This is a genomic window from Hydrogenophaga sp. H7 (assembly GCF_002025745.1).
Taxonomy (GTDB): domain Bacteria; phylum Pseudomonadota; class Gammaproteobacteria; order Burkholderiales; family Burkholderiaceae_C; genus Hydrogenophaga; species Hydrogenophaga pseudoflava.
The window spans coordinates 291,401-311,403 of the sequence record NZ_MCIC01000016.1; the positions used below are offsets into that span (position 1 = coordinate 291,401).

The 20,003-nt window shown below is 69.2% G+C and carries 20 protein-coding genes; 13 read left to right on the forward strand and 7 right to left on the reverse strand.

The genetic code is table 11. The features are described from left to right. Positions 1 to 28: 28 nt before the first annotated feature. Together BC358_RS14960 and BC358_RS14965 are read right to left on the reverse strand one after the other, a co-directional pair. Complete coding sequence (locus BC358_RS14960) at positions 29 to 1,951, reverse strand: PrkA family serine protein kinase (RefSeq protein WP_066152405.1); 1,923 nt, start codon at positions 1,949 to 1,951, stop codon at positions 29 to 31. Between the two features lie 135 nt (positions 1,952 to 2,086). Beyond that, on the reverse strand, positions 2,087 to 2,569 hold the full coding sequence (locus BC358_RS14965; protein ID WP_066152408.1) for a glutathione peroxidase: 483 nt from the start codon (positions 2,567 to 2,569) through the stop codon (positions 2,087 to 2,089). Between the two features lie 175 nt (positions 2,570 to 2,744). Here BC358_RS14965 and BC358_RS14970 point away from each other — a divergent pair, with 175 nt between their 5' ends. After that, positions 2,745 to 3,779, forward strand: coding sequence for a response regulator (locus BC358_RS14970; protein ID WP_079366450.1), 1,035 nt, complete (start codon positions 2,745 to 2,747; stop codon positions 3,777 to 3,779). On the opposite strand, the gene lplT is transcribed toward BC358_RS14970, so the two are convergent. Further along, entirely contained in the window at positions 3,776 to 5,059 is a 1,284-nt protein-coding gene (gene lplT / locus BC358_RS14975; protein WP_079366451.1) for a lysophospholipid transporter LplT, read from the reverse strand. The genes BC358_RS14970 and lplT overlap by 4 nt on opposite strands. Before the next feature lie 247 nt (positions 5,060 to 5,306). Between lplT and BC358_RS14980 the strand changes: the two genes are divergently transcribed. From BC358_RS14980 to BC358_RS15025, 11 genes are all read left to right on the forward strand, one after another. Then, positions 5,307 to 6,035, forward strand: coding sequence for a hypothetical protein (locus BC358_RS14980; RefSeq protein WP_218669498.1), 729 nt, complete (start codon positions 5,307 to 5,309; stop codon positions 6,033 to 6,035). 6 nt (positions 6,036 to 6,041) lie between these two features. Continuing rightward, the gene (locus tag BC358_RS14985; RefSeq protein ID WP_079366452.1) at positions 6,042 to 7,061 is read left to right on the forward strand and encodes a hypothetical protein; all 1,020 of its coding nucleotides are present in this window, start codon (positions 6,042 to 6,044) and stop codon (positions 7,059 to 7,061) included. A 115-nt stretch (positions 7,062 to 7,176) separates the two neighbouring features. Further along, the gene (gene alr, locus BC358_RS14990) at positions 7,177 to 8,310 is read left to right on the forward strand and encodes an alanine racemase (RefSeq protein WP_079366568.1); all 1,134 of its coding nucleotides are present in this window, start codon (positions 7,177 to 7,179) and stop codon (positions 8,308 to 8,310) included. Between the two features lie 96 nt (positions 8,311 to 8,406). After that, a complete protein-coding gene (locus BC358_RS14995; protein WP_179130086.1) occupies positions 8,407 to 9,645 on the forward strand; it encodes a sugar MFS transporter in 1,239 nt (412 codons plus the stop codon). A gap of 86 nt (positions 9,646 to 9,731) precedes the next feature. Beyond that, positions 9,732 to 10,859, forward strand: coding sequence for an efflux RND transporter periplasmic adaptor subunit (locus tag BC358_RS15000; protein WP_256861531.1), 1,128 nt, complete (start codon positions 9,732 to 9,734; stop codon positions 10,857 to 10,859). Positions 10,860 to 10,868: 9 nt separating this feature from the next. Next, positions 10,869 to 14,123 carry an efflux RND transporter permease subunit gene (locus BC358_RS15005; RefSeq protein ID WP_079366454.1) on the forward strand — a complete coding sequence of 1,085 codons (3,255 nt, stop codon included), beginning with the start codon at positions 10,869 to 10,871 and terminating at the stop codon, positions 14,121 to 14,123. Positions 14,124 to 14,158: 35 nt separating this feature from the next. Beyond that, positions 14,159 to 14,386: a DUF2892 domain-containing protein gene (locus BC358_RS15010; protein ID WP_066152427.1), complete on the forward strand. Its 228-nt coding sequence runs from the start codon at positions 14,159 to 14,161 to the stop codon at positions 14,384 to 14,386. Positions 14,387 to 14,395: 9 nt separating this feature from the next. After that, complete coding sequence (locus BC358_RS15015) at positions 14,396 to 15,439, forward strand: SLAC1 anion channel family protein (protein WP_079366455.1); 1,044 nt, start codon at positions 14,396 to 14,398, stop codon at positions 15,437 to 15,439. 18 nt (positions 15,440 to 15,457) lie between these two features. Next, a complete protein-coding gene (locus BC358_RS15020; RefSeq protein ID WP_066152432.1) occupies positions 15,458 to 15,751 on the forward strand; it encodes a metal-sensing transcriptional repressor in 294 nt (97 codons plus the stop codon). 95 nt (positions 15,752 to 15,846) lie between these two features. Next, positions 15,847 to 16,083, forward strand: a complete 237-nt coding sequence (locus BC358_RS21920) for a hypothetical protein (RefSeq protein ID WP_143434321.1) — start codon at positions 15,847 to 15,849, stop codon at positions 16,081 to 16,083. A gap of 16 nt (positions 16,084 to 16,099) precedes the next feature. Then, the gene (locus BC358_RS15025; RefSeq protein WP_079366570.1) at positions 16,100 to 16,852 is read left to right on the forward strand and encodes a sulfite exporter TauE/SafE family protein; all 753 of its coding nucleotides are present in this window, start codon (positions 16,100 to 16,102) and stop codon (positions 16,850 to 16,852) included. Between the two features lie 7 nt (positions 16,853 to 16,859). On the opposite strand, the gene BC358_RS15030 is transcribed toward BC358_RS15025, so the two are convergent. From BC358_RS15030 to BC358_RS15045, 4 genes are read right to left on the reverse strand one after another with little or no spacing between them, the layout of a single operon-like run. After that, positions 16,860 to 17,453, reverse strand: a complete 594-nt coding sequence (locus BC358_RS15030) for an exopolysaccharide biosynthesis protein (protein WP_079366456.1) — start codon at positions 17,451 to 17,453, stop codon at positions 16,860 to 16,862. A gap of 35 nt (positions 17,454 to 17,488) precedes the next feature. Beyond that, positions 17,489 to 17,899, reverse strand: a complete 411-nt coding sequence (locus BC358_RS15035; RefSeq protein ID WP_066152442.1) for a hypothetical protein — start codon at positions 17,897 to 17,899, stop codon at positions 17,489 to 17,491. A 4-nt stretch (positions 17,900 to 17,903) separates the two neighbouring features. Continuing rightward, entirely contained in the window at positions 17,904 to 18,293 is a 390-nt protein-coding gene (locus tag BC358_RS15040; RefSeq protein ID WP_079366457.1) for a hypothetical protein, read from the reverse strand. Positions 18,294 to 18,328: 35 nt separating this feature from the next. Further along, positions 18,329 to 19,009, reverse strand: a complete 681-nt coding sequence (locus tag BC358_RS15045; RefSeq protein ID WP_079366458.1) for a Bax inhibitor-1/YccA family protein — start codon at positions 19,007 to 19,009, stop codon at positions 18,329 to 18,331. A 103-nt stretch (positions 19,010 to 19,112) separates the two neighbouring features. Here BC358_RS15045 and BC358_RS15050 point away from each other — a divergent pair, with 103 nt between their 5' ends. Then, positions 19,113 to 20,000 (forward strand): LysR family transcriptional regulator, encoded by an 888-nt coding sequence (locus BC358_RS15050; RefSeq protein ID WP_066152452.1) that lies wholly within the window; start codon positions 19,113 to 19,115, stop codon positions 19,998 to 20,000. Positions 20,001 to 20,003: the final 3 nt, after the last annotated feature.

Genomic DNA, 20,003 nt, shown 5'->3' on the forward strand with positions numbered 1-20,003 from the left:
TGTTCCTGGTGGACGCCGGCCCCCGCGGTCAGCTGGACTTGCGCACGCGCAGGTACCACTCGCACAGCAGGCGCACCTGCTTGGGCGTGTAGCCCTTGGCCACCATGCGGGTGACGAAGTCCTCGTGCTTCTTGGCCTCGTCGGCGCTGGCCTTGGCGTTGAAGCTGATCACCGGCAGCAGTTCCTCGGTGTTGCTGAACATCTTCTTCTCGATCACCGTGCGCAGCTTCTCGTAGCTGGTCCACAGCGGGTTGTGGCCGGCGTTGTTGGCGCGCGCGCGCAGCACGAAGTTCACGATCTCGTTGCGGAAGTCCTTGGGGTTGCTGATGCCCGCGGGCTTCTCGATCTTCTCCAGCTCGGCGTTGAGCGACTGGCGGTCGAACACCTCGCCGGTGTCGGTGTCGCGGTACTCGTGGTCCTGGATCCAGTAGTCGGCGTAGGTGACGTAGCGGTCGAAGATGTTCTGGCCGTACTCCGAATAGCTCTCCAGGTAGGCGGTCTGTATCTCCTTGCCGATGAACTCGGCGTAGCGCGGCGCCAGCTGCTCCTTGATGAAGCCGACGTACTTCTGCTCCAGTTCCTGCGGGAACTGCTCGCGCTCGATCTGCTGCTCCAGCACATACATCAGGTGCACCGGGTTGGCGGCCACCTCGGTCGAATCGAAGTTGAAGACCTTGGAGATGATCTTGAACGCGAAGCGCGTGGAGATGCCGCTCATGCCCTCGTCGACACCGGCGAAGTCGCGGTACTCCTGGTAGCTCTTGGCGCGCGGGTCGGTGTCCTTGAGGTTCTCGCCGTCGTACACCTGCATCTTGGAGAACAGCGAAGAATTCTCCGGCTCCTTCAGGCGCGTGAGCACCGAGAACTGCGCCATCATCTTGAGCGTGCCCGGTGCGCAGGTGGCCTGCGAGAGCGAGGAGTGGCGGATCAGCTTCTCGTAGATCTTCACCTCCTCGGACACGCGCAGGCAGTACGGCACCTTGACGATGTAGATGCGGTCGAGGAAGGCCTCGTTGTTCTTGTTGTTGCGGAAGGCCTTCCACTCGCTCTCGTTGCTGTGCGCCAGCACGATGCCGTCGAAGGGGATGGCGCCGAAGCCCTCGGTGCCCTTGAAGTTGCCTTCCTGCGTGGCGGTCAGCAGCGGGTGCAGCACCTTGATCGGCGCCTTGAACATCTCGACGAATTCCATCAAGCCCTGGTTGGCCAGGCACAGGCCGCCCGAGTAGCTGTAGGCGTCGGGGTCGTCCTGCGCATAGGTTTCGAGCTTGCGGATGTCCACCTTGCCGACCAGCGAGCTGATGTCCTGGTTGTTCTCGTCGCCCGGCTCGGTCTTGCTCACCGCGATCTGGCGCAGCACCGAGGGGTGGCGCTTGACCACGCGGAAGCGCCGGATGTCGCCACCGTACTCCTCCAGCCGCTTGACGGCCCAGGGGCTCATGATGCGGTTGAGGTAGCGCCGCGGGATGCCGAACTGCTCTTCCAGCAGGGCCGCGTCTTCCACCGGATCGAACAGCCCCAGCGGTGACTCGTTGACCGGCGAACCCTTGATGGCGTAGAACGGCACCAGTTCCATCAGCTGCTTGAGCCGCTCGGCGATCGAGCTCTTGCCGCCGCCCACCGGCCCCAGCAGATAGAGGATCTGCTTCTTCTCTTCCAGGCCCTGCGCAGCATGCCGGAAGTAAGACACGACCTGCTCGATCGAGTCCTCCATGCCGTAGAACTCGGCAAAGGCCGGGTAGACCTTGATGACCTTGTTGGCGAACAGGCGCGAGAGCCGCGGGTCGTTGCGCGTGTCGACCATCTGCGGCTCGCCGATGGCCTTGAGCATGCGCTCGGCCACGGTGGCATAGGCCAGAGGGTTGCGCTTGCACTCCGCGAGATAGTCCTCCAGGGACATCTCTTCCTCACGGGTGCGTTCGAAGCGGGCGCTGAAGCTGCTGATCACGTCCATGGCGACCTCCTGTGGAGTTGCAACGTTGGATCACGACGCAGGCCTCAGGTTCACAGAAATTCGGTCGCGTGAAAACCCCGGTGTTGCGTATGGCGCGAATGATCGGACAGGGCGGGCAGAGGCGCTGCCCCGGACTCAGGCCAGTGCGGCCTCGATGTCACCGGCCAGCTTCTGCGGTGCGTCCTGCGGTGCGTAACGTCTGATCACGCGACCGTCCCGGCCGACCAGGAACTTGGTGAAGTTCCATTTGATGGCCTTGCTGCCGAGCAGCCCGGGCGCCTCGGCGGTGAGCCAGCGGTACAGCGGGTGGGCCTCGGCGCCGTTGACTTCGATCTTGCTCATCATCGGAAAGCTCACGCCGTAGTTGCGCTGGCAGAACGTGGCGATTTCGCTGTCGCTGCCCGGGTCCTGGCTGCCAAACTGGTTGCACGGAAAACCCAGCACCACCAGTCCCCGGTCGCCGTAGGTCTGGTGCAGTTGCTCCAGACCGGCGAACTGCGGGGTGAAGCCGCAGGCGCTGGCGGTGTTGACGATGAGCATGGGCTGCCCGCGGTACTTTGAAAGCGGTACCGGCTGGCCGTCGATCGACTGGGCCTGGAAGTCATAGATGCTGGACACCGGAAGCACTCCTCATGAGGTGGTTGGTGGCGTGGGGCCGTTTCGCGCGGACCTCACAGGCTGGCACTGTGTCACGTTGTGGCGTTCCGCAAGCGGGCAATGGCAGAGTCCGGGACGGCCGAGCGGGCATACTCGTGGGAGTTGGGTAGTCCCTTTGTATTCGGTGGAGAGGTGAATGGCAGGCTCATTTTCGTTGGCCCTGGTCGGTTTTCCCGAGAACGAATCGGCCACGTTCGAGTCGTTCTTCCGGCTGGCGGCGCGTCGACCGCCGGCTTATGTGGTGCAGGACGAGGTGCTGGATGCGCAGGTGCTGGTGGTCAACGCCGACAACGCCCAGGCCGTTCACCTGGTGCGCCACGCCGAGCTGCAGGGCAAGGTGCTGCTGATCGGTCACAACGATGCGGGCACGGGCTGGCCGCTGCAGCGCAAGCCGGTCAAGCTGGTGGGCGTGCTGGCGGCGCTGGACGAACTGGTGGGCGCACGGGCGCGGCCGGCCGCTGCGCCCACCGCCCCTGTGGCGCGCACGCGCCGTCGTTCGCCCGACACCGAGTTTCCGCCCACCCGCCCCATGGTCCGTGAGCGCCAGACAGGCTCCGCACCGCCGGTGCTGCGCAAGGTGGCGGCGCCCATGCCGCGGTTGCCGTCGCAGCCGGTGGGGGTGATGGGGGTCACCGACTTCGGGGCGCTGGAGCCGGTGCCCGCACCCGCACCGTCCCCACGCGCACCTTCATCCCGCGCGCCGTCATCCCGGTCGATGCGCTCCAGGAACAGCCGGACGTCGGCGGCGGTGCCCGAGGTCCAGCGCGGCGACGTGCTGCTGGTGGCCGAAAGCCTGGTGGAAGGCCGCATCCTGCACAAGCGCTTCAAGCGCTACGGCCTGAACATCGACTGGTCGCGCGAGGCGCCCCAGGCGCTGGCCCTGCTCAAGGAGCACCCTTACCGTCTGGTGGCGATCGACCGCATCAAGGGTGACGCCGATGCCTACTCGGTCTGCCGCAGCGCCAAGCAGCGCAAGCTGCCCAATGGCAGCGCACCGGTGGTCCTGATGTTTGCGCCCACCGCCGGCAGCATGGACCGCATCAAGGCGGGTCTGGCGGGGTGCGACGCCTACCTCTCCCGCTCGGTGGGCGAGGCCGAGTTCTACCGGGTGCTGGCGCAGCACCGGCTGGTCAATCTGGACGGCTTCGAGCCGACCAACATCAATTTCTAGCCGTGCAGGTCGTCCCGGCGGGCGATCTCCAGCAGCCGCTCCAGCTCCACCCCGTGGTGGCGCTGGTTGTGCTGGTGCCACTTCATGATCAGCCACATGAAGCCGGCCACGATCAGGCCGAAGATGGTGATGGCGGCGAAGGCCGAGAGGCCGGCCGCCGTCGAGAAGCTGTAGAGCGCGCCCAGGCCCAGGATGCAGGCCTGCTCGTTGAAGTTCTGCACCGCGATGGACCGGCCCGCGCCCATGAGGTTGTGGCCCCGGTGCTGCAGCAGCGCGTTCATCGGCACGACCAGGAAGCCGCCCAGGCCACCCAGCAGCACCAGGAAGGGCGCGGCCACCCAGACGTTGTCGATGAAGTTCATGCCGATGACCAGCAGGCCCATGCCGATGCCCAGGGGCATGACGCGCGTGGCCTGGTCCAGCCGCATGCGCAGCGAGGCTACCACCGCACCCACGGCGGTGCCCAGCGCCACCACGCCCACCAGGGACGAGGCCTGGGTGGTGGTGTAGCCCAGTGCGGCGCCGGCCCATGCCAGCACGATGTAGCGCAGGTTGCCGCTGACACCCCAGAACAGGGTGGTGGTGGCCAGCGAGATCTGACCCAGGTGGTCTTTCCAGAGGCGGCCGTTGCAGCGCCAGAAATCAGGCAGCAGCTCCAGCGGATTCCGGGGCATGGGTCGCGGGGTCACGCCGGTCAGCGGGATGCGCAGGTTGAAGGCCGCGGCCAGCGCGTACACGCTCACCAGCACCGCGATGGCGGCTTCGGCCGGGTGGTCGATGCCGGTGGTCAGCCCGGGCGCGTCGACCGACAGCAGCAGCGACGACAGGTAGGGGCCGACGAGCTGGCCTCCCAGCAGCACGCCCAGGATGATGGAGGCGATGGTCAGGCCCTCGATCCAGCCATTGGCCTTGACCAGCTGGGAGGGCGGCAGCAATTCGGTGAGGATGCCGTACTTGGCCGGGGAGTAGGCGGCAGCACCCAGGCCCACCAGGGTGTAGGCCAGGAGTGGGTGCACACCCATCAGCATCAGCAGGCAGCCCGCCACCTTGATCGCGTTGCTGATGAACATCACCTGGCCCTTGGGCCGCGCATCGGCAAAGGCCCCCACGAACGGGGCCAGGGCGACGTAGAACAGGGCGAACAGGGGGACGAGGGCGGCGCTCTGCCACTCGGGGGCGTGGCGGCTGCGCAGCAGCTCGATGGCGGCCACGAACAGCGCGTTGTCAGCCAGGGAGCTGAAGAACTGCGCCGTCATGATGGTGTAGAAGCCGCGCTTCATCAAGGGTCTTGTTGTGGCCGGCGTTCGGTGTCCGGGGGGGGTGGCGGCTGCGGGGGGCCTCGGGCTGTCTCCAACGATCCGGCGGTTATAGCACGCCACCCTGACCGTCCCACCCCGGCGCGGGACGGTGTTGCGCCTGGTGTCAGGGGCGCCGGCAGGCATGGCGCCGGGTGTGTCAGTTTGGCGCAAGAAAGGGGTGGAACGGGTCTTGCGGCCGGCTCCGAAACCGACAAGAGGAGACACCCACATGATCAGCATCGACAAGGCGCTGCTGCGGCAGCTGCTGTTGATAGAGCGCCCCTGGGAAGTTCGCGACTACCGCCTGGACGTGCGCAAGCGCCGCTGCGATGTCTGGATCGGACAGGAGCCCGAGCGCGGCTGGTTCGGCCGGCCCAAGTCGGCGCCGGCGGGGGAGCTGGCGGTCTGGCAGCACCTGGCGATCGGGCCGGTCCGTTTTCATCTGCACGTGATCCTGCCGCTGGGCTTCGAGTCCAAGGGGATCGGCTGGATGGGCGAGCCCGGCATGCCCTTCACCCGGGCGCTGGCGGCGCGGGTGTTCGCGCTGTTTGGCGAGGGTGTGCCGCTGCAGTCGGTGTGCACGCTGCTGGACCTGAGCCTGCAGGACGTCTGGCGTTACCGCTATGCGCTGGACACCGGGCGCGCCGGGGGCTCCGAGCCCGTGGCGCGCCCGGCGGAACCAGCGCAAGCCCCGGCGGCCACGCCCACCGGGCCGGCCCCGGCCAGCACCGCCGTGCCCGATGTGACCGACCCGGTCTGGCTGCGCCTGCTCGACGGCGACCTGAGCCTGGACATCAAGGTGCTCAGCCTCAAGCTGATGCTGACCAAGCTGCGCTCGCAGCTGGACCTGATCCACGACGAGGAGGTGCGCCTGCTCAAGCTCAAGGAGCTGCACCGCTACTTCGTCAAGAACGAGCGCGTGCTCACCCACGAACTGGACCAGCTGCGGCTGGGTTGACCCGACATGAACGCATCCCGAACCCCGCCGGCGCGGCCCGTCAGCGGCACGCTGATGGACCTGCAGGACACCCTGGTGGCGATCCGCAGCGGCGCCTACCTCTCGATCGCGGCCGACGAGGCCTTGCTGCGCCGGCTGCCGCCGGGCAACTGGCTGGCCGGCAGCATCCCGTACTTCATGGCCCAGGACGGCGGCGAAACCTCGCGCCAGAAGCTCTTCGTCACCGAGCTGCCCACCCACGCCGGCACGCCGCAGCTGCGCTGGTACGACGCCGCCAGCCTGCACAGGGTGGCGCTGGACGCGCCGGCCCACGGGCTGACGGTGCTGATCGTGCCGGCCTTCTCCGACGTGCATTCGCGCTTCGCCCGCGAGGCACCGGCCTTCGAGGACATGTACATGAAGCCCCTGGTGGGCTGGATCGCGGGCGTGCACCTGGACGACCTGGGCCAGGCCGCGCCGGTGGTGGCCAACGGCCAGACCCTGGTGTTCAGCCACGACAAGGCGCTGGCGGTGCACATACCGCTGCCGGAGTCCATCTACCCGCGCATCGACATCCTCAACCTGTTCCAGCCGGGCGGCGGCGACGCGATCCGTTTCCCGTCCACCGGCTTTTCGGCGCAGGAGTGCTTCGTCAACGGGCAGCTGGTGAACCTGGCGCAGTACCTGGCGCAGAAAGGCATCGACACCCGGCTGCCGCTGGTGGCCGACTATTCGGGCGCGATGATCAACGTCTCGTTCAAGGCGGTGGACGCGGCGGCCGGGCGCGTGGACTTCTACGCCCCGGTGTTCGACGACGTGGAGTACCGCATCGCCGAACCGGTGCCCGACTACGCCCGCTCGTTTGCGCAGTCGCTGCCGGGCGACGCGCTGGGCGCGCGCTGGAGCTGCAACTGCATCCTCAACTACCTGTACGGCGGGCTCGAAGGCCAGCGCACCGGGCCGATCACCGGGCCCATGACCTTCGGCGAGATCGCCTACCAGCTGCTCAACCAGACCATGGTCTACGTGAACCTCGAGAAGCTGTAGAAGCGGCGCTGCTCCGGCATGAATCGCCCTGAGAAACGGTGGTGGCGAGACGGGTTTGTGCGACAGTCGGCGCTTTCCGCCGACCTTTGCTGCCACCCACCCGTCCGGTTCCGCCATGCCCCGCCCGATCCTCGCCACCGTCCATCCCGAAGCGCTCGAACACAACCTGAACCAGGCCCGCGTGCGCGCGCCCGACGCCCGCGTCTGGGCGGTGGTCAAGGCCAACGCCTACGGGCACGGCATCGAGCGTGTGTTCCCGGCCCTGCGCAGCGCCGACGGGTTTGCCATGATCGACCTGGCCGAAGCCGAGCGCCTGCGCGCGCTCGACTGGCGCGGTCCCCTGCTGCTGCTCGAAGGTGTGTTCGAGCCGCGCGACCTCGAACTCTGCTCGCGCCTGAACATCTGGCACGCGGTGCACTGCACCGAACAGATCGACTGGCTGGCCGCGCACAAGACGCACGCGCCGCACCGCGTCTTCCTCAAGCTCAACAGCGGCATGAACCGCCTGGGCTTCCGGCCCGAGGCATTCCGCGCCGCCTGGGCGCGGCTGAACGCACTGCCGCAGGTGGAAGAGATCTCGCTGATGACGCACTTCTCGGACGCCGACGGTCCGCGCGGCATCGCCCACCAGGTCGCCGCCTTCGAGGCCGCCACCGCCGACCTGCCCGGTGAGCGCAGCCTGTGCAACAGCGCGGCCATCCTGCGCCATGCGCAAAGCCCGCTGCGCGGCGTGGGCGTGAGCACGCTGGCGGCCGACTGGGTGCGCGAAGGCATCGCACTCTACGGCGGAGCGCCCGACCACCCCGAGAACACCGCGGCCGGCTGGGGCCTGCAACCCACCATGAGCCTGACCACCAAAGTCATCGGCGTGCAGAGCCTGCAGCCCGGCGACACCGTGGGCTACGGCTCGGCCTTCACCGCGGAGCAGCCCATGCGTGTCGGCGTCATCGCCTGCGGCTACGCCGACGGCTATCCGCGCCACGCGCCCACCGGCACGCCGGTGCTGGTGAGCGGTGTGCGCACCCGCACCGTCGGCCGCGTCAGCATGGACATGATCGCCGTCGACCTGGAGCCGCTGGACGCCGCCGGCGTGCCAGCCGGCATCGGCAGCGAGGTCGTGCTCTGGGGTGTCTCGCCGTCGACCGGGGCCGAGCTGCCGGTGGACGAGGTGGCGCGATCGGCCGGCACCATTTCCTATGAGCTGCTCTGCGCGGTGGCCCCGCGCGTGCCGTTCGCCGATCCGGCGTAGAACCCGGTTACCACACAGGTTCATTTGCTGGCCCCGCCGGGCACCGGAGTGGTTCCCGGAAGACAATCGATTGCACAACCCGATCGAAAGCCTGATGTGAACGCCGCTACCGCCTTCCTGGCCGCCCCGCTGAAAACCCTGCGCGGCCTGCCCTATGTCGCCTGGATCATCCTGTACTGCGCCCTCACCTGGGGCATCTTCGGGGCGCTGCTGGGGGCGGTGACGCCCAACCTGCGCGCCCAGATGGGCGTGTCCTTCCAGCAGATGGGCTGGCTCATGGCGATCTGGAGCGCCGGCGGCGCGGTCGGTTCGCTGCTGGGCGGTGCCATCGCCAAGCGCTTCCCGCCGCGGCGCCTGCTGCGCGCCTACACCGCGGCCGTGGTGGTGGCGCTGGCGGGCGTGCTGCTGGCGCCCGGCTTCGGCTGGCTGGCCTTCTTCATGGTGACCATCGCCACCTTCGAGACCGCACTGTTCACCGTCGGCCACGGCCTGCTGGCCGAACTGAGCGACGAGCCCGAGCAGCGCGCCCGCATCATCAGCCTGGTCGACGTCGGCTACAGCCTGGGCACCATGTTCTCGCCGCTGATGGCGGCAGCGGTGCTGGCGGCCAACCCGAACTGGCGCGGCCCTTATGTGGTGTTCGGCTTCATGGCGCTGGTGATGCTGCTGATGACGCTGCAGCGCCGCCACCTGCGCAGCGTGGCTTTTCGCAGCGACCACGCGCACGCCGAGGCCACCGGACAAGTGCACCAGCCGCTGGACTACGGCGGCCTGCTGCGCCAGCCGGTGGTGCGCTGGGTGCTGTTCGCCGGCGTGTGCAGCGGCCTGTGCGAATGGGGCCAGTACTTCTGGTTCGTGAGCTTCGCCACCGAGGCGCTGGGCGAGAGCGACCAGGTGGCCCGCATGGCCCTGGGCTTCCTGATGGCCGGCATGGTCACCGGTCGGGTCTGGCAGGCCTTCGTGCACAGCCGCTGGAGCATGGAACAGAAGATCCAGGGCCTGGGCGCGCTGGCGGCGCTGGCGATCACGGGCGTCTGGCTGAGCCCGGCCGATGCGCCCTTCGTCTGGCTGGCGCTGTGCAACTACCTCACCGGCCTGGGCGTTTCGGTGGGCTTCCCCATCCTGCTGGGCATCGCGCTGCGCGGCTTCCCGCAGGAGGCGCCGCGCCTGTCGGCCCTGCTGATGATTTCCTTCACCGTCGGGGCGCAGATTGCGGCCCTGCTGATGGGCGAACTGGCCGAACACTTCGGCCTGCGCGCGGCCTACGCGGTGCTGGTGGCGGCGGCGCTGAGCTTCTTCGGGGCGGCCTGGGTGCTGGCGCGGCAGCGCCGCTGAGGCTCTGCCGCCGATGAACGGCGGTCGAAGATGTCTTGTACCCCTGGGGGTATGTGTGTATACTGCGGCAGGTATAGGAGATTGCCATGCCCGTCCATGCACACGCCCCGTTGTTTCTTTCCCTGAACCCGGTCCGCTCCGCGCGCCTGCTGCTGGCTTCCGGCCTGCTCGCCATGGGCGCTGCCCAGGCCGCCGATCCGGCCCCCGCTTCGGCGGGCCCCCAGGTGCCCGTGGTCGCTGTGGGCGCGCAGGCGGTGGCGGGCAGCGCCGAATTCGACGGCAGCCTGCAGGCGGTGCGCCAGAGCGTGCTTTCGGCCCAGGCCAGCGGACGCATCGCCACGCTGTCGGTCAAGGCCGGTGACCGCGTGAAGGCCGGCCAGGTGCTGGCCGTGATCGACGACCGCGCGACCCAGGCCGGCGTGGCGCAGGCGCAGGCCGGCGTCGCGCAGGCCCAGGCCAGCCTGGCCAACGCCAGGGCGGCCTACGAGCGCACGAAAGAACTGCGCGCGCAGGGCTTCATCGCACAGGCTGCGCTCGATTCGGCGCTGGCCCAGTACCGCGCCGCCGAAGCCGGCGCCGCCGCCGCCCGCGCCGGCCAGACCCAGGCCAGCGTGGCCCAGGGTTTCACCCGCCTGACCGCGCCCTACGACGGCTGGGTGCTGGCGACGCACGCCGAGGCCGGCGCCCTGGCCATGCCCGGCGCGCCCATCCTCACCGTCTACGCGCCGCAACCGATCCGTGCCGTGGTGCATGTGCCGGCCTCGCAGCAGCCGCTGGCGCTGGCGGCCTCGCAGGTCGAGGTGCAACTGCCCGGCACAGACAAGTGGGTCAGCCCCGCCGCCAAAACCACCGTGCCCGCCGCCGACCCGGTGTCGCAGACGGTGGAGTGGCGCCTGAACCTGAGCGACGCCGATGGCGCCGGTCAGGTGCCCGGCCGCCAGGTGAAGGTGCGCTTCGTCGGCAGCGCCGCCCAGGCCGCGCCGCAGCGCCTGGTGGTGCCGGCCACAGCCCTGCTGCGCCGGGGTGAGCTGACCGGCGTCTACGTCGTGACCACCAAGGGCGACGCCGCGAAAGGCTTCGCGCTGCGCGCGGTGCGCACCGGTGCCACACACGGCGACGGTGTCGAGGTGCTGGCGGGCCTGAAGGCCGGCGACCAGGTGGCGCTCGATCCTGTGCGCGCCGGTCTGGCCGGCGCAACGCCCGTGACGAAGTAAGGGGCCACCATGAGCCATCCCAACGAGTCTTCCCCGCTGGAGAAGCTGGGCTTCTCCGGTTCCGTGGCGCGGGCCTTCCAGGCCAACGCCATCACGCCGCTGCTGGCGCTGGTCGCGCTGCTGCTCGGCCTGTTCGCCGTGCTGGTCACGCCGCGCGAAGAGGAACCGCAGATCAACGTGACCATGGCCAACGTGATCATCCCCTTCCCCGGCGCGTCCAGCGCCGACGTGGAGAAGATGGTCGCCGCCCCGGCCGAACACGTGCTCTCGCAGATCCAGGGCATCGAGCACAGCTATTCGGTCGCACGCCCGGGCGTCGCGGTGCTGACGGTGCAGTTCAAGGTCGGCGTGCCGCGCACCGAGGCGCTGGTGCGCCTGTACGACGTGCTCAACGCCAACCAGGACTGGCTGCCGCAGGGCCTGGGCGTGCTCACCCCCATCGTCAAACCCAAGGGCATCGACGACGTGCCGGTGCTGGCGGCCACGCTGTGGACGGTCGACGCGCAGAGCGCGCACGACCTTGAGCGCGTGGCGCACGCGGTCGAGACCGAACTCAAGCGCGTGCCCGGCACGCGCGAGGTGGTCACCATCGGCGGCCCCGGCCGCGCGGTGCATGTGTGGCTCAACCCCAACCAGCTGCGCGAGCGCGGCGTGAGCGTGCAGCAGCTGCACGGCGCCATCGCGGCGGCCAACCAGGCGCTGCCTTCGGGGGCGGTGGTCAACCCCAACCCGGCCCCCGGCGAGCCCGGCATGCTGTCGGTGGAAACCGGCGAGTTCCTGCAGAACGAGCAGGACGTGGGGGACATCGTGGTTGGCGTGAACGCGGGTCGCCCGGTCTACCTGCGCGAGGTCGCGCGCGTCGAGGCCGGCGCCCAGCTGCCGCAGCGCTATGTGTGGTTCACGCCCGGCGTGGCGGATGCGGCGCACGCCGCCCAGCAAGGCCAGAACCACCCAGCCGTGACCATCACCGTCACCAAGAAGCCCGGCGAGAACGCTGTGGACGTGGCGCGCGGCGCCGCCGAGCGGCTGGACAACCTGAAGAACACGGTCATCCCGGACGACGTGCAGGTCAGCATCACGCGCGACTACGGCCAGACCGCGGCCGACAAGGCCAACAAGCTGATCCAGAAGCTGATCTTCGCCACCGCCAGCGTGATCGTGCTGGTGGGCCTGGCGCTGGGCCGGCGTGAGGCGGTCATCGTCGGCGCGGCCGTGATCCTCACGCTCACGGCCACGCTGTTCGCTAGCTGGGCCTGGGGCTTCACGCTCAACCGCGTGTCGCTGTTCGCGCTGATCTTCTCCATCGGCATCCTGGTGGACGACGCCATCGTGGTGGTGGAGAACATCCACCGCCACCGCATGCTCACGCCGCACGATCCGCTGTCGCTCATCATCCCGCGTGCGGTCGACGAGGTGGGCGGTCCCACCATCCTGGCCACCTTCACCGTGATCGCGGCCCTGCTGCCCATGGCCTTTGTGTCCGGACTGATGGGCCCGTACATGAGTCCGATCCCGATCAACGCCAGCATGGGCATGGCGATTTCGCTGGCCATCGCGTTCACCGTCACGCCCTGGCTGGCCCTCAAGCTGACCAAGGCCGACGGCCACGCCGACCACGGCCCGGGCAAGCTCACCAGCGCGCTGCAGAACACCTTCACGAAGATCCTCACGCCCTTCCTGCAGAGCGCCCGCAAGCGCTGGCTGCTGCTGGCCGGCATCCTCGCGGCGCTGCTGCTGTCCGTGGGCCTGGCCGTGGTGCAGTGGGTGGTGCTGAAGATGCTGCCCTTCGACAACAAGAGTGAGTACCAGGTGGTGGTCGACATGCCCGCCGGCACCCCGCTGGAAGGCACGACCGCCGCGCTGCAGGACATGACGGCCTGGCTGGCCATGCAGCCCGAAGTGGCCAACGTGCAGGGCTACGCTGGCACGGCCAGCCCCATCACCTTCAACGGTCTGGTGCGCCAGTACTACCTGCGCGCCGAGGCCGAAGGCGGCGACCTGCAGGTCAACCTGGTCGGCGCGCACGACCGCAGCGAAAAGAGCCACGCCATCGCGCAGCGCCACCGCCCCGAACTGGAGAAGATCGCCGCCGCCCACGGCGCGCGCGTGAAGGTGGTCGAAGTGCCGCCGGGCCCGCCGGTGATGTCGCCCATCGTGGCCGAGGTCTACGGCCCCGACCAGACCGGCCGTGCCGAGCTGGCGCAGCGCGTGGCCAAGGCCTTTGCCGCCACGCCCGACATCGTGGGCGTGGACACCTCGCTCAAGGAGAACGCGCCGCGCGCCTTCCTGCGCATCCAGCGCCAGCGCGCCGAGTCGCTGGGCATTCCGGTGCAGGTCATCGCGCAGACGGTGTACGCCGCGCTCTCGGGTTCCGACGCCGCCTACCTGCACGACGGCCACGCCAAGTTCGCGGTGCCGGTGCGCATCCAGCTGCCGCGCGAAGCGCAGGTGGGCTTGAACGCCGTGCTGGCCCTGCCGCTGAAGGCCGCCAACGGCGCCATGGTGCCGCTGTCCGAACTGGTCACCGTCGAACGCGGCGTGATCGACCAGCCGCGCCTCACCAAGGACCTGCTGCCCGTCACCTACGTGTTCGGCGACATGGCCGGCCAGCTCGACTCGCCGCTGTACGGCCTGTTCGGCATCCGCCCGGCCATGAAGGACGCCGCGCTGCCCAACACCGGCGAGCTTGGCGAGTACTGGATCAGCCAGCCCAAGGACCCGTACCGCCAATACGCGGTGAAGTGGGACGGCGAGTGGCAGATCACCTACGAGACTTTCCGCGACATGGGCGCCGCCTATGGTGTCGGCCTGATCCTGATCTACCTGCTGGTGGTGGCGCAGTTCAAGAGCTACGTCACGCCGCTGATCATCATGGCGCCCATCCCGCTGACCATGATCGGCGTGATGCCCGGCCACGCGCTGCTGCAGGCCCAGTTCACCGCCACGTCCATGATCGGCATGATCGCGCTGGCCGGCATCATCGTGCGCAACTCCATCCTGCTGGTGGACTTCATCGAGCTGGAAACGAAACGCGGTGTGCCCTTTGCGCAGGCGGTGGTGCAGTCGGCCGCGGTGCGCGCGCAACCCATCGCGCTGACCGGCCTGGCCGCCATGATGGGCGCCTTCTTCATCCTCGACGACCCGATCTTCAACGGCCTGGCCATTGCGCTGATCTTCGGCATCGCCGTGTCGACCATGCTGACCCTGGTCGTCATCCCTGTTCTCTACTACGCCATGTACCGCAAGAAGTACGAAGCGGCGTGACCCTGTGTGCTTCCATTTTTTTCAAGGAGTCTGAAATGACCGTCGAACGTCTCATCCGCATCATGGCCGGCACCGTCGTGCTGATCTCGCTCGCCCTGGGTTACCACGGCAGCCCCATCTTCGTCAGCGAGTGGTTCCTTGCGCTGACCGCCTTCGCTGGTTTCAACCTGGCGCAGTCGGGCATCACGGGCTTCTGCCCGCCGGCCATCCTCTTCAAGAAGATGGGCATCCGCGAAGGCGGCAGCGCCTGCTCCACCAAGTAAGCCGGTGACATGAGCAGTCCTACGCCCCTCAAATTCCTCATGCCCGGCTGGTTCTCGCTGGTCATGGGCCTGTGCGGCCTCGCGCTGGCCTGGCACCGGGCCGGGCCATTGCTCGGCGAGATGGCCGGGGGGCTGGCGCTGGTGGCGGGGCTGGTGGCGCTGGTCGTGTTTGCCGTGCTGCTCGTGGCTTCGCTGCTGCGCTGGCAGCGCTATCCGGCGGCGCTGGCCGAGGACCTGAAGCACCCGGTGCGCCACGCCTTCGTGGCCGCGTTCCCGGTGTCGCTGCTGCTGCTGGCGACGGTCGGGGTGGCGCTGGGCGGTGCCTCGGGCGAGCTGGCGCCGGTGTGGCGCGCGCTCTGGTGGACCGGCAGCCTGATGCAGCTCTGGGCCACGCTGTGGGTGCTGGGCCGCTGGCTCGCGCCTGCGGTGGGTGCCACGCAGGGCAACACCGGGCTGTGGCCTTCGGTCACGCCGGTGCTGCTGATCCCGGTGGTGGGCAATGTGCTCGCGCCGCTGGCGGGCGTCCCGCTGGGCCATGGCGACTGGGCCGCGGCCCAGTTCGGCATCGGGGCCTTCTTCTGGCCGGTGGTGCTGGCGCTGATGCTGGCGAGGCGCATCGCGCACAGCCCGCTGCCCGAACGCCTGCTGCCGGCCTGGATGATCACCGTCGCGCCGCCGGCCGTGGTCGGTCTGGTGCTGGCGCAGCTGGTCGAGCGTGGGCAGGCGCCGCTCGGAGCGGCGCAGGCGATGTGGGGCATCGCGCTGTTCTTCCTGCTGTGGGTGCTGCCGGTGCTCAAGCGGGCGGTGGCGCAGCCCTTCGGCATCCCGTTCTGGGCCCTGTCTTTCCCGCTCGCGGCCTTCACCACCCTGACACTGCGCCTGCTGGCGCTGCAGGAGCAGCCCGGTGGTCTGATGCAGACCGCGGCGGTGCTGCTGCTGGCCGCCACGTCCATGGTGGTGCTGTGGCTGGGCTTTGCCACCGTGCGCGGCCTGCGCGACGGTTCGCTGCTCGCGCCCGAGCCGGTGGCCGCCATCACGCCGGTTTCCGCCTGAGCTGGACCGGAGCCGTCCATGACCGCGCCGCGCACCCTGGCCACCGAACGCAAGGCCGAGCTCATGCACCGGCTGCGCCGCGCCGAGGGCCAGGTGCGCGGCCTGCAGAGGCTGCTGGAAGAGGGGGCCGACTGCGCCAAGATCGCCCAGCAGCTGCTGGCCACGCGCCACGCACTGGACAGCACCTATGTGCGCCTGAACCTCTCGCTGGCCGAGCAGGAGCTGACCGCCTGCGGTGGCACCACCGCCGACCCGCAAACGGTCAGCGAGGTGCTGGGACGCCTGCAGGACAAGCTCGGCCGCTCGCGATAGGCCGCCCGCCCGCGGGGCGATGCATCTGGTTGCAGCTCGGGGACGGGGGGCTTTGGTATGCTGGCCTCCCTCTGAAAACCGACCCCGCCCCATCCATGAAGACCGTCTTCGCCGCCGCCGCCCTGCTGCTGTCCCTGGTTGCCTGTTCGTCCACCCCCAAGGCCGAGTGGGTCAAACCCAAGGCCAGCAAGGACGACACCTACACCCAGCTCTCCGATTGCCAGTACCAGGTCGGTCTGGCCAAGGTGCCCGAGGACGAGCGCGAGCAGATGGTGGCCCATTGCATGCGCGGCAAGGGCTTCCGCTACGTGGCCATCCCCGCTGCCAAGTGAGTCCGGCCTGGACCTCCTGAGTTCCGCGCCGCTGCTGGCGGCCGCCGCGTTCGGCGCGGGGGCCCTCAATGCCATCGCTGGCGGCGGCAGTTTCCTCACCTTTCCCGCGCTGGTGTTCACCGGCGTGCCGCCCATCGTCGCCAACGCAACCAGCGCGCTGGCGGTGAGCCCCGGCTATCTCGGCAGCACGCTGGGCTTCCGGGCCGAATTGCGCGAACTGCCGGCGCAGCGGCTGCGGCGCGAGACGCTGATCGCGGCCATCGGCGGTGTCGTGGGTGCGCTGCTGCTGCTGGTCACGCCCGCCAAGCTGTTCACCGGCATCGTGCCCTGGCTGCTGCTGTTCGCCACCGTGCTGTTTGCGGCCGGTCCGGCCATCGCCCGCCGGGCGATGGCGGCCTCGGCCAGTGGTCATGGCCTCGCGCGCTGGCGCGAACCCGGCCTGATGGCGGTGGCCATCTACGGCGGCTACTTCAACGGCGGGCTGGGCATCCTGCTGATGGCGCTGTACACGGTGGCCGGCGAGACACGGCTGAACACCGTCAACGCGCTCAAGAACCTCAACTCGCTGGTGCTGTCCTGGCTGTCCGTGGCCGCCTTCGTGGTCGCGGGCGCGATCGCCTGGAAGGAAGGCCTGCTGATGATGGTCGCGGCCACGGCGGGTGGCTACTTCGGCGCGCGCTGGTCCAAGGCGCTGCCAGTGGCCTGGGTCCGGCGCGGCGTCATCGCCACCGGGCTGGTGATGAGCGCCGTCTTCTTCTCACGCCTTTGACCGGGCGTCACAGTCCGAACCACGTTCCCATGTGCTGCCAGGCCGCCAGCGCCAGGTGGCCGACCGAAATGGCGTAGCCCACGCCCACCGCGCCGGTGGCCGCGGACAGCAGCAGCGCGATGCCGTCGCGGAACAGCCAGCCCAGGCTCAGCAGCATCAGGCTGGTGCCGGGCAGCACATTGCCCAGCGGCAGCGGCAGGAAGATCAGCGCGGCCATCAGCGCGATCCACAGCGCCCACCAGAACCTGGCGCGGGCATGGCACAGCGCCTGCCAGCGCGGGCACATCCAGCGCTCGGCGCGCTCGTATGTCCAGGCCAGCCCGTGCAGGCAGCGGCGCGTCCAGGTTTCGTTGAGGGTCAGCCGCGCCAGCCGCTCGGGCAGGGGCAGGGTGTCGCGCCCGCGCAGCCAGGCGCCGGCCAGGGCGAAGATGCCCAGGCTGAGCACCGTGCCCGCCCCGGCGATGGGCGCCGTGCTCAGCAGCGCCATCAGCATCAGCAGCACCGCGCCCGATCCCTCGCCGTGCAGCTGCAGCAGCTCCCGCAGCGACAGGCGCAAGGCCTGCGGTCCCTCGGAGGCCGCGCCGCGCAGGCGCTGCGCGATGCCCTCCGTTCACCGGACGATCCTCCGGATGGCGCTCATGCGCCCACAGGCCTCGCACCGGTCTGCTGCGCCGTGGTGCGCCCGACCAGCCAGTGCAGCAGGCCGGCGATGGCCAGCATCGGCACCAGCACCATCGCCCAGCCCACCCACAGCAGCGGGCCGACCCAGGCCATCAGGGCGTCGCCGGAGGGCATCACCGCGCCCAGCCATTCCACCAGCGACACCACGAACGACTGCAGGGCGGCGATCGACGCGGTGTCGATCCAGGGCTCCAGCCAGGCGGGCACGGGCGGCAGCGCCAGACCACCGACCGTGCCCGCCGCGCCCTGCAGCGACCCGGTGTCGATGGCCGACAGCAGCCAGCCGGTGAGCTGGTGCACGGCGGCGATGAAGCCGGTCCACAGGGCCGCCAGCAGCGCGGTGAGACTCCAGATGAGTGTTTTCATGGCGTCACACCAGCACCGGCCGGCGCCAGGCCGCGCTCAGCGCATCCAGCAGCTCCACCTCGCCATCGGCCAGATGGCCGTCGGACAGCATCAGCGTCTCGCACTGCAGCAGGATCAGGTCCTGCAGGCCGCGGTCCGTGACCTCGCTCATCAGCTGGTCGCGGATGGCGGGGTCGACCACGCCGGTCCACTGCCCGCCGCCGGCCAGCAGCAGGTCCTGGCAGAAGTCGTCCACCACCGCCTTGAAGGCTTCGGGGCTCAGGCCCAGGCGCTCGGGCGCCTGCTGCCGGTCCAGGGCACGGATCTCGGTCATCGAGTACTGGCCGTCGGCCAGCATGGCCATGGCCAGCACGCGGGCAGCGGCTTCGGGGCTGTTGACGGAATAGGCTTTCATGCGGGACTCCTGGTGGGGGTTGGGTGGCAGAACGCTCAGTCGTTGCCGCCGATGCCGAACAGGCTCAGCAGGCTGGTGAACAGGTTGAAGGCCGAGACGAACAGGCCGACCGTGGCCAGCACGTAGTTGGTCTCGCCGCCGTTGACGATGCGGCTGGTCTCGAACAGGATCAGTCCGACCGACAGCAGGGCCACCATGGCCGAGACGGCCAGCGCCAGCGCGGGCATGGTGAAGAAGTAGGCCACCAGGGCCAGCACGATGGCGATCACCATGCCGGCGAACAGGAAGCCGCCCATGAAGCTGAAGTCGCGCCGCGTGGTCAGCACGTAGGCCGAGAGGGCGACGAAGGTCGCGCCCGTGGCGGCCAGCGCGGCCACGATGGTGCCGGCGCCGCCGGGCAGTTCTAGCGTGCGCGAGAGCAGCGGGCCGAGCGTGTAGCCCATGAAGCCGGTCAGCGCGAACACGGCGGGCAGGGCCCAGCCGCTGTTCTGCAGCTTGTGCACCGCGAACAGCAGGCCGAAGTAGCCCACCAGCGTGATCACCAGCCCGGGCGCGGGCCAGCTGTTGGCGACCGCCAGGGCCGCGATGCCGGCCGCGAACAGGATCGTCAGCGACAGCAGGGCGTAGGTGTTGCGCAGGACCTTCGCGGCCTGCGGACGGTCCAGCGACAGGGAGCTGCCGGTGGACAGGGAAGGGATGCGACGGACTTGTGCCATGAGGGTTCTCCTGAAAGGGAACAAAGGGAGGCTGAAAGATAGGGTTTCGCGTTCTTCATAAAAAGCAGACAATGGCGAAGAATTTTTCCCAAAAAGGCGAAGAATGAATCAGGAACTCAATTACAAGCACCTGTATTACTTCTGGGTCACGGCCAAGGAAGGCGGCATGTCGCACGCGGCGGCCCGGCTGGGCATGGCGGTGCAGACCATCAGCGCGCAGGTGCGGCTGCTGGAGCAGTCGCTGGGCCACGCGCTGTTCAAGCCGGCTGGCCGTGGCCTGGCCCTGACGGAGGCGGGCCAGGCCGCGCTGCAGGTGGCCGAGCAGATCTTCCATCTCGGCGAACACCTGCACGCGGCGGTGCGCGACGCCACCAGCCAGACCTCGGTGCGGCTGGTGGTGGGCATCTCGGACGGGCTGGCCAAGCTGGCGGTGCGCGAGCTGCTGGCGCCCGCGCTGGAGGAGCCGCGACTGCGCCTGGTCTGCCACGAGGACGAATTCGACGATCTGCTGGCCGACCTTGCGCTGCACCGGCTGGACGTGGTGCTGTCCGACCGGCCTGCGCCGGCCAACCCCAACCTCAAGCTCTACAGCCACGCCATGGGGTCGTCGCCGCTGGGCTGGTACGCGCCGAAGGAATGGCTGGCGCAGGCGCGCAAGGACTTCCCGCGCTGCCTGTCCGAAGTGCCGGTGCTGCTGCCCAGCGCCCACGCCTCGGTGCGCATGCGCATCGACCAGTGGTTCGAGCAGCAGGGGGTGCTGCCCAACGTGGTCGGCGAGTTCGAGGACAGCGCGCTGCTGGTCACCTTCGGGTCCTCGGGCATGGGCGTGTTCCCTGCCTCCGAGCGCATGCGCGAGAAGCTCTCCAGCGGCTACGGCCTCGAGTGGTTCGCGCCCTGCGAGGGCGTGCAGGAGCACTTCTACGCCATCGGCACGGCGCGCAAGGTGCAGCACCCGCTGGTGCAGCAACTGCTGGCGTCGGTGGTGCCCTGAGGT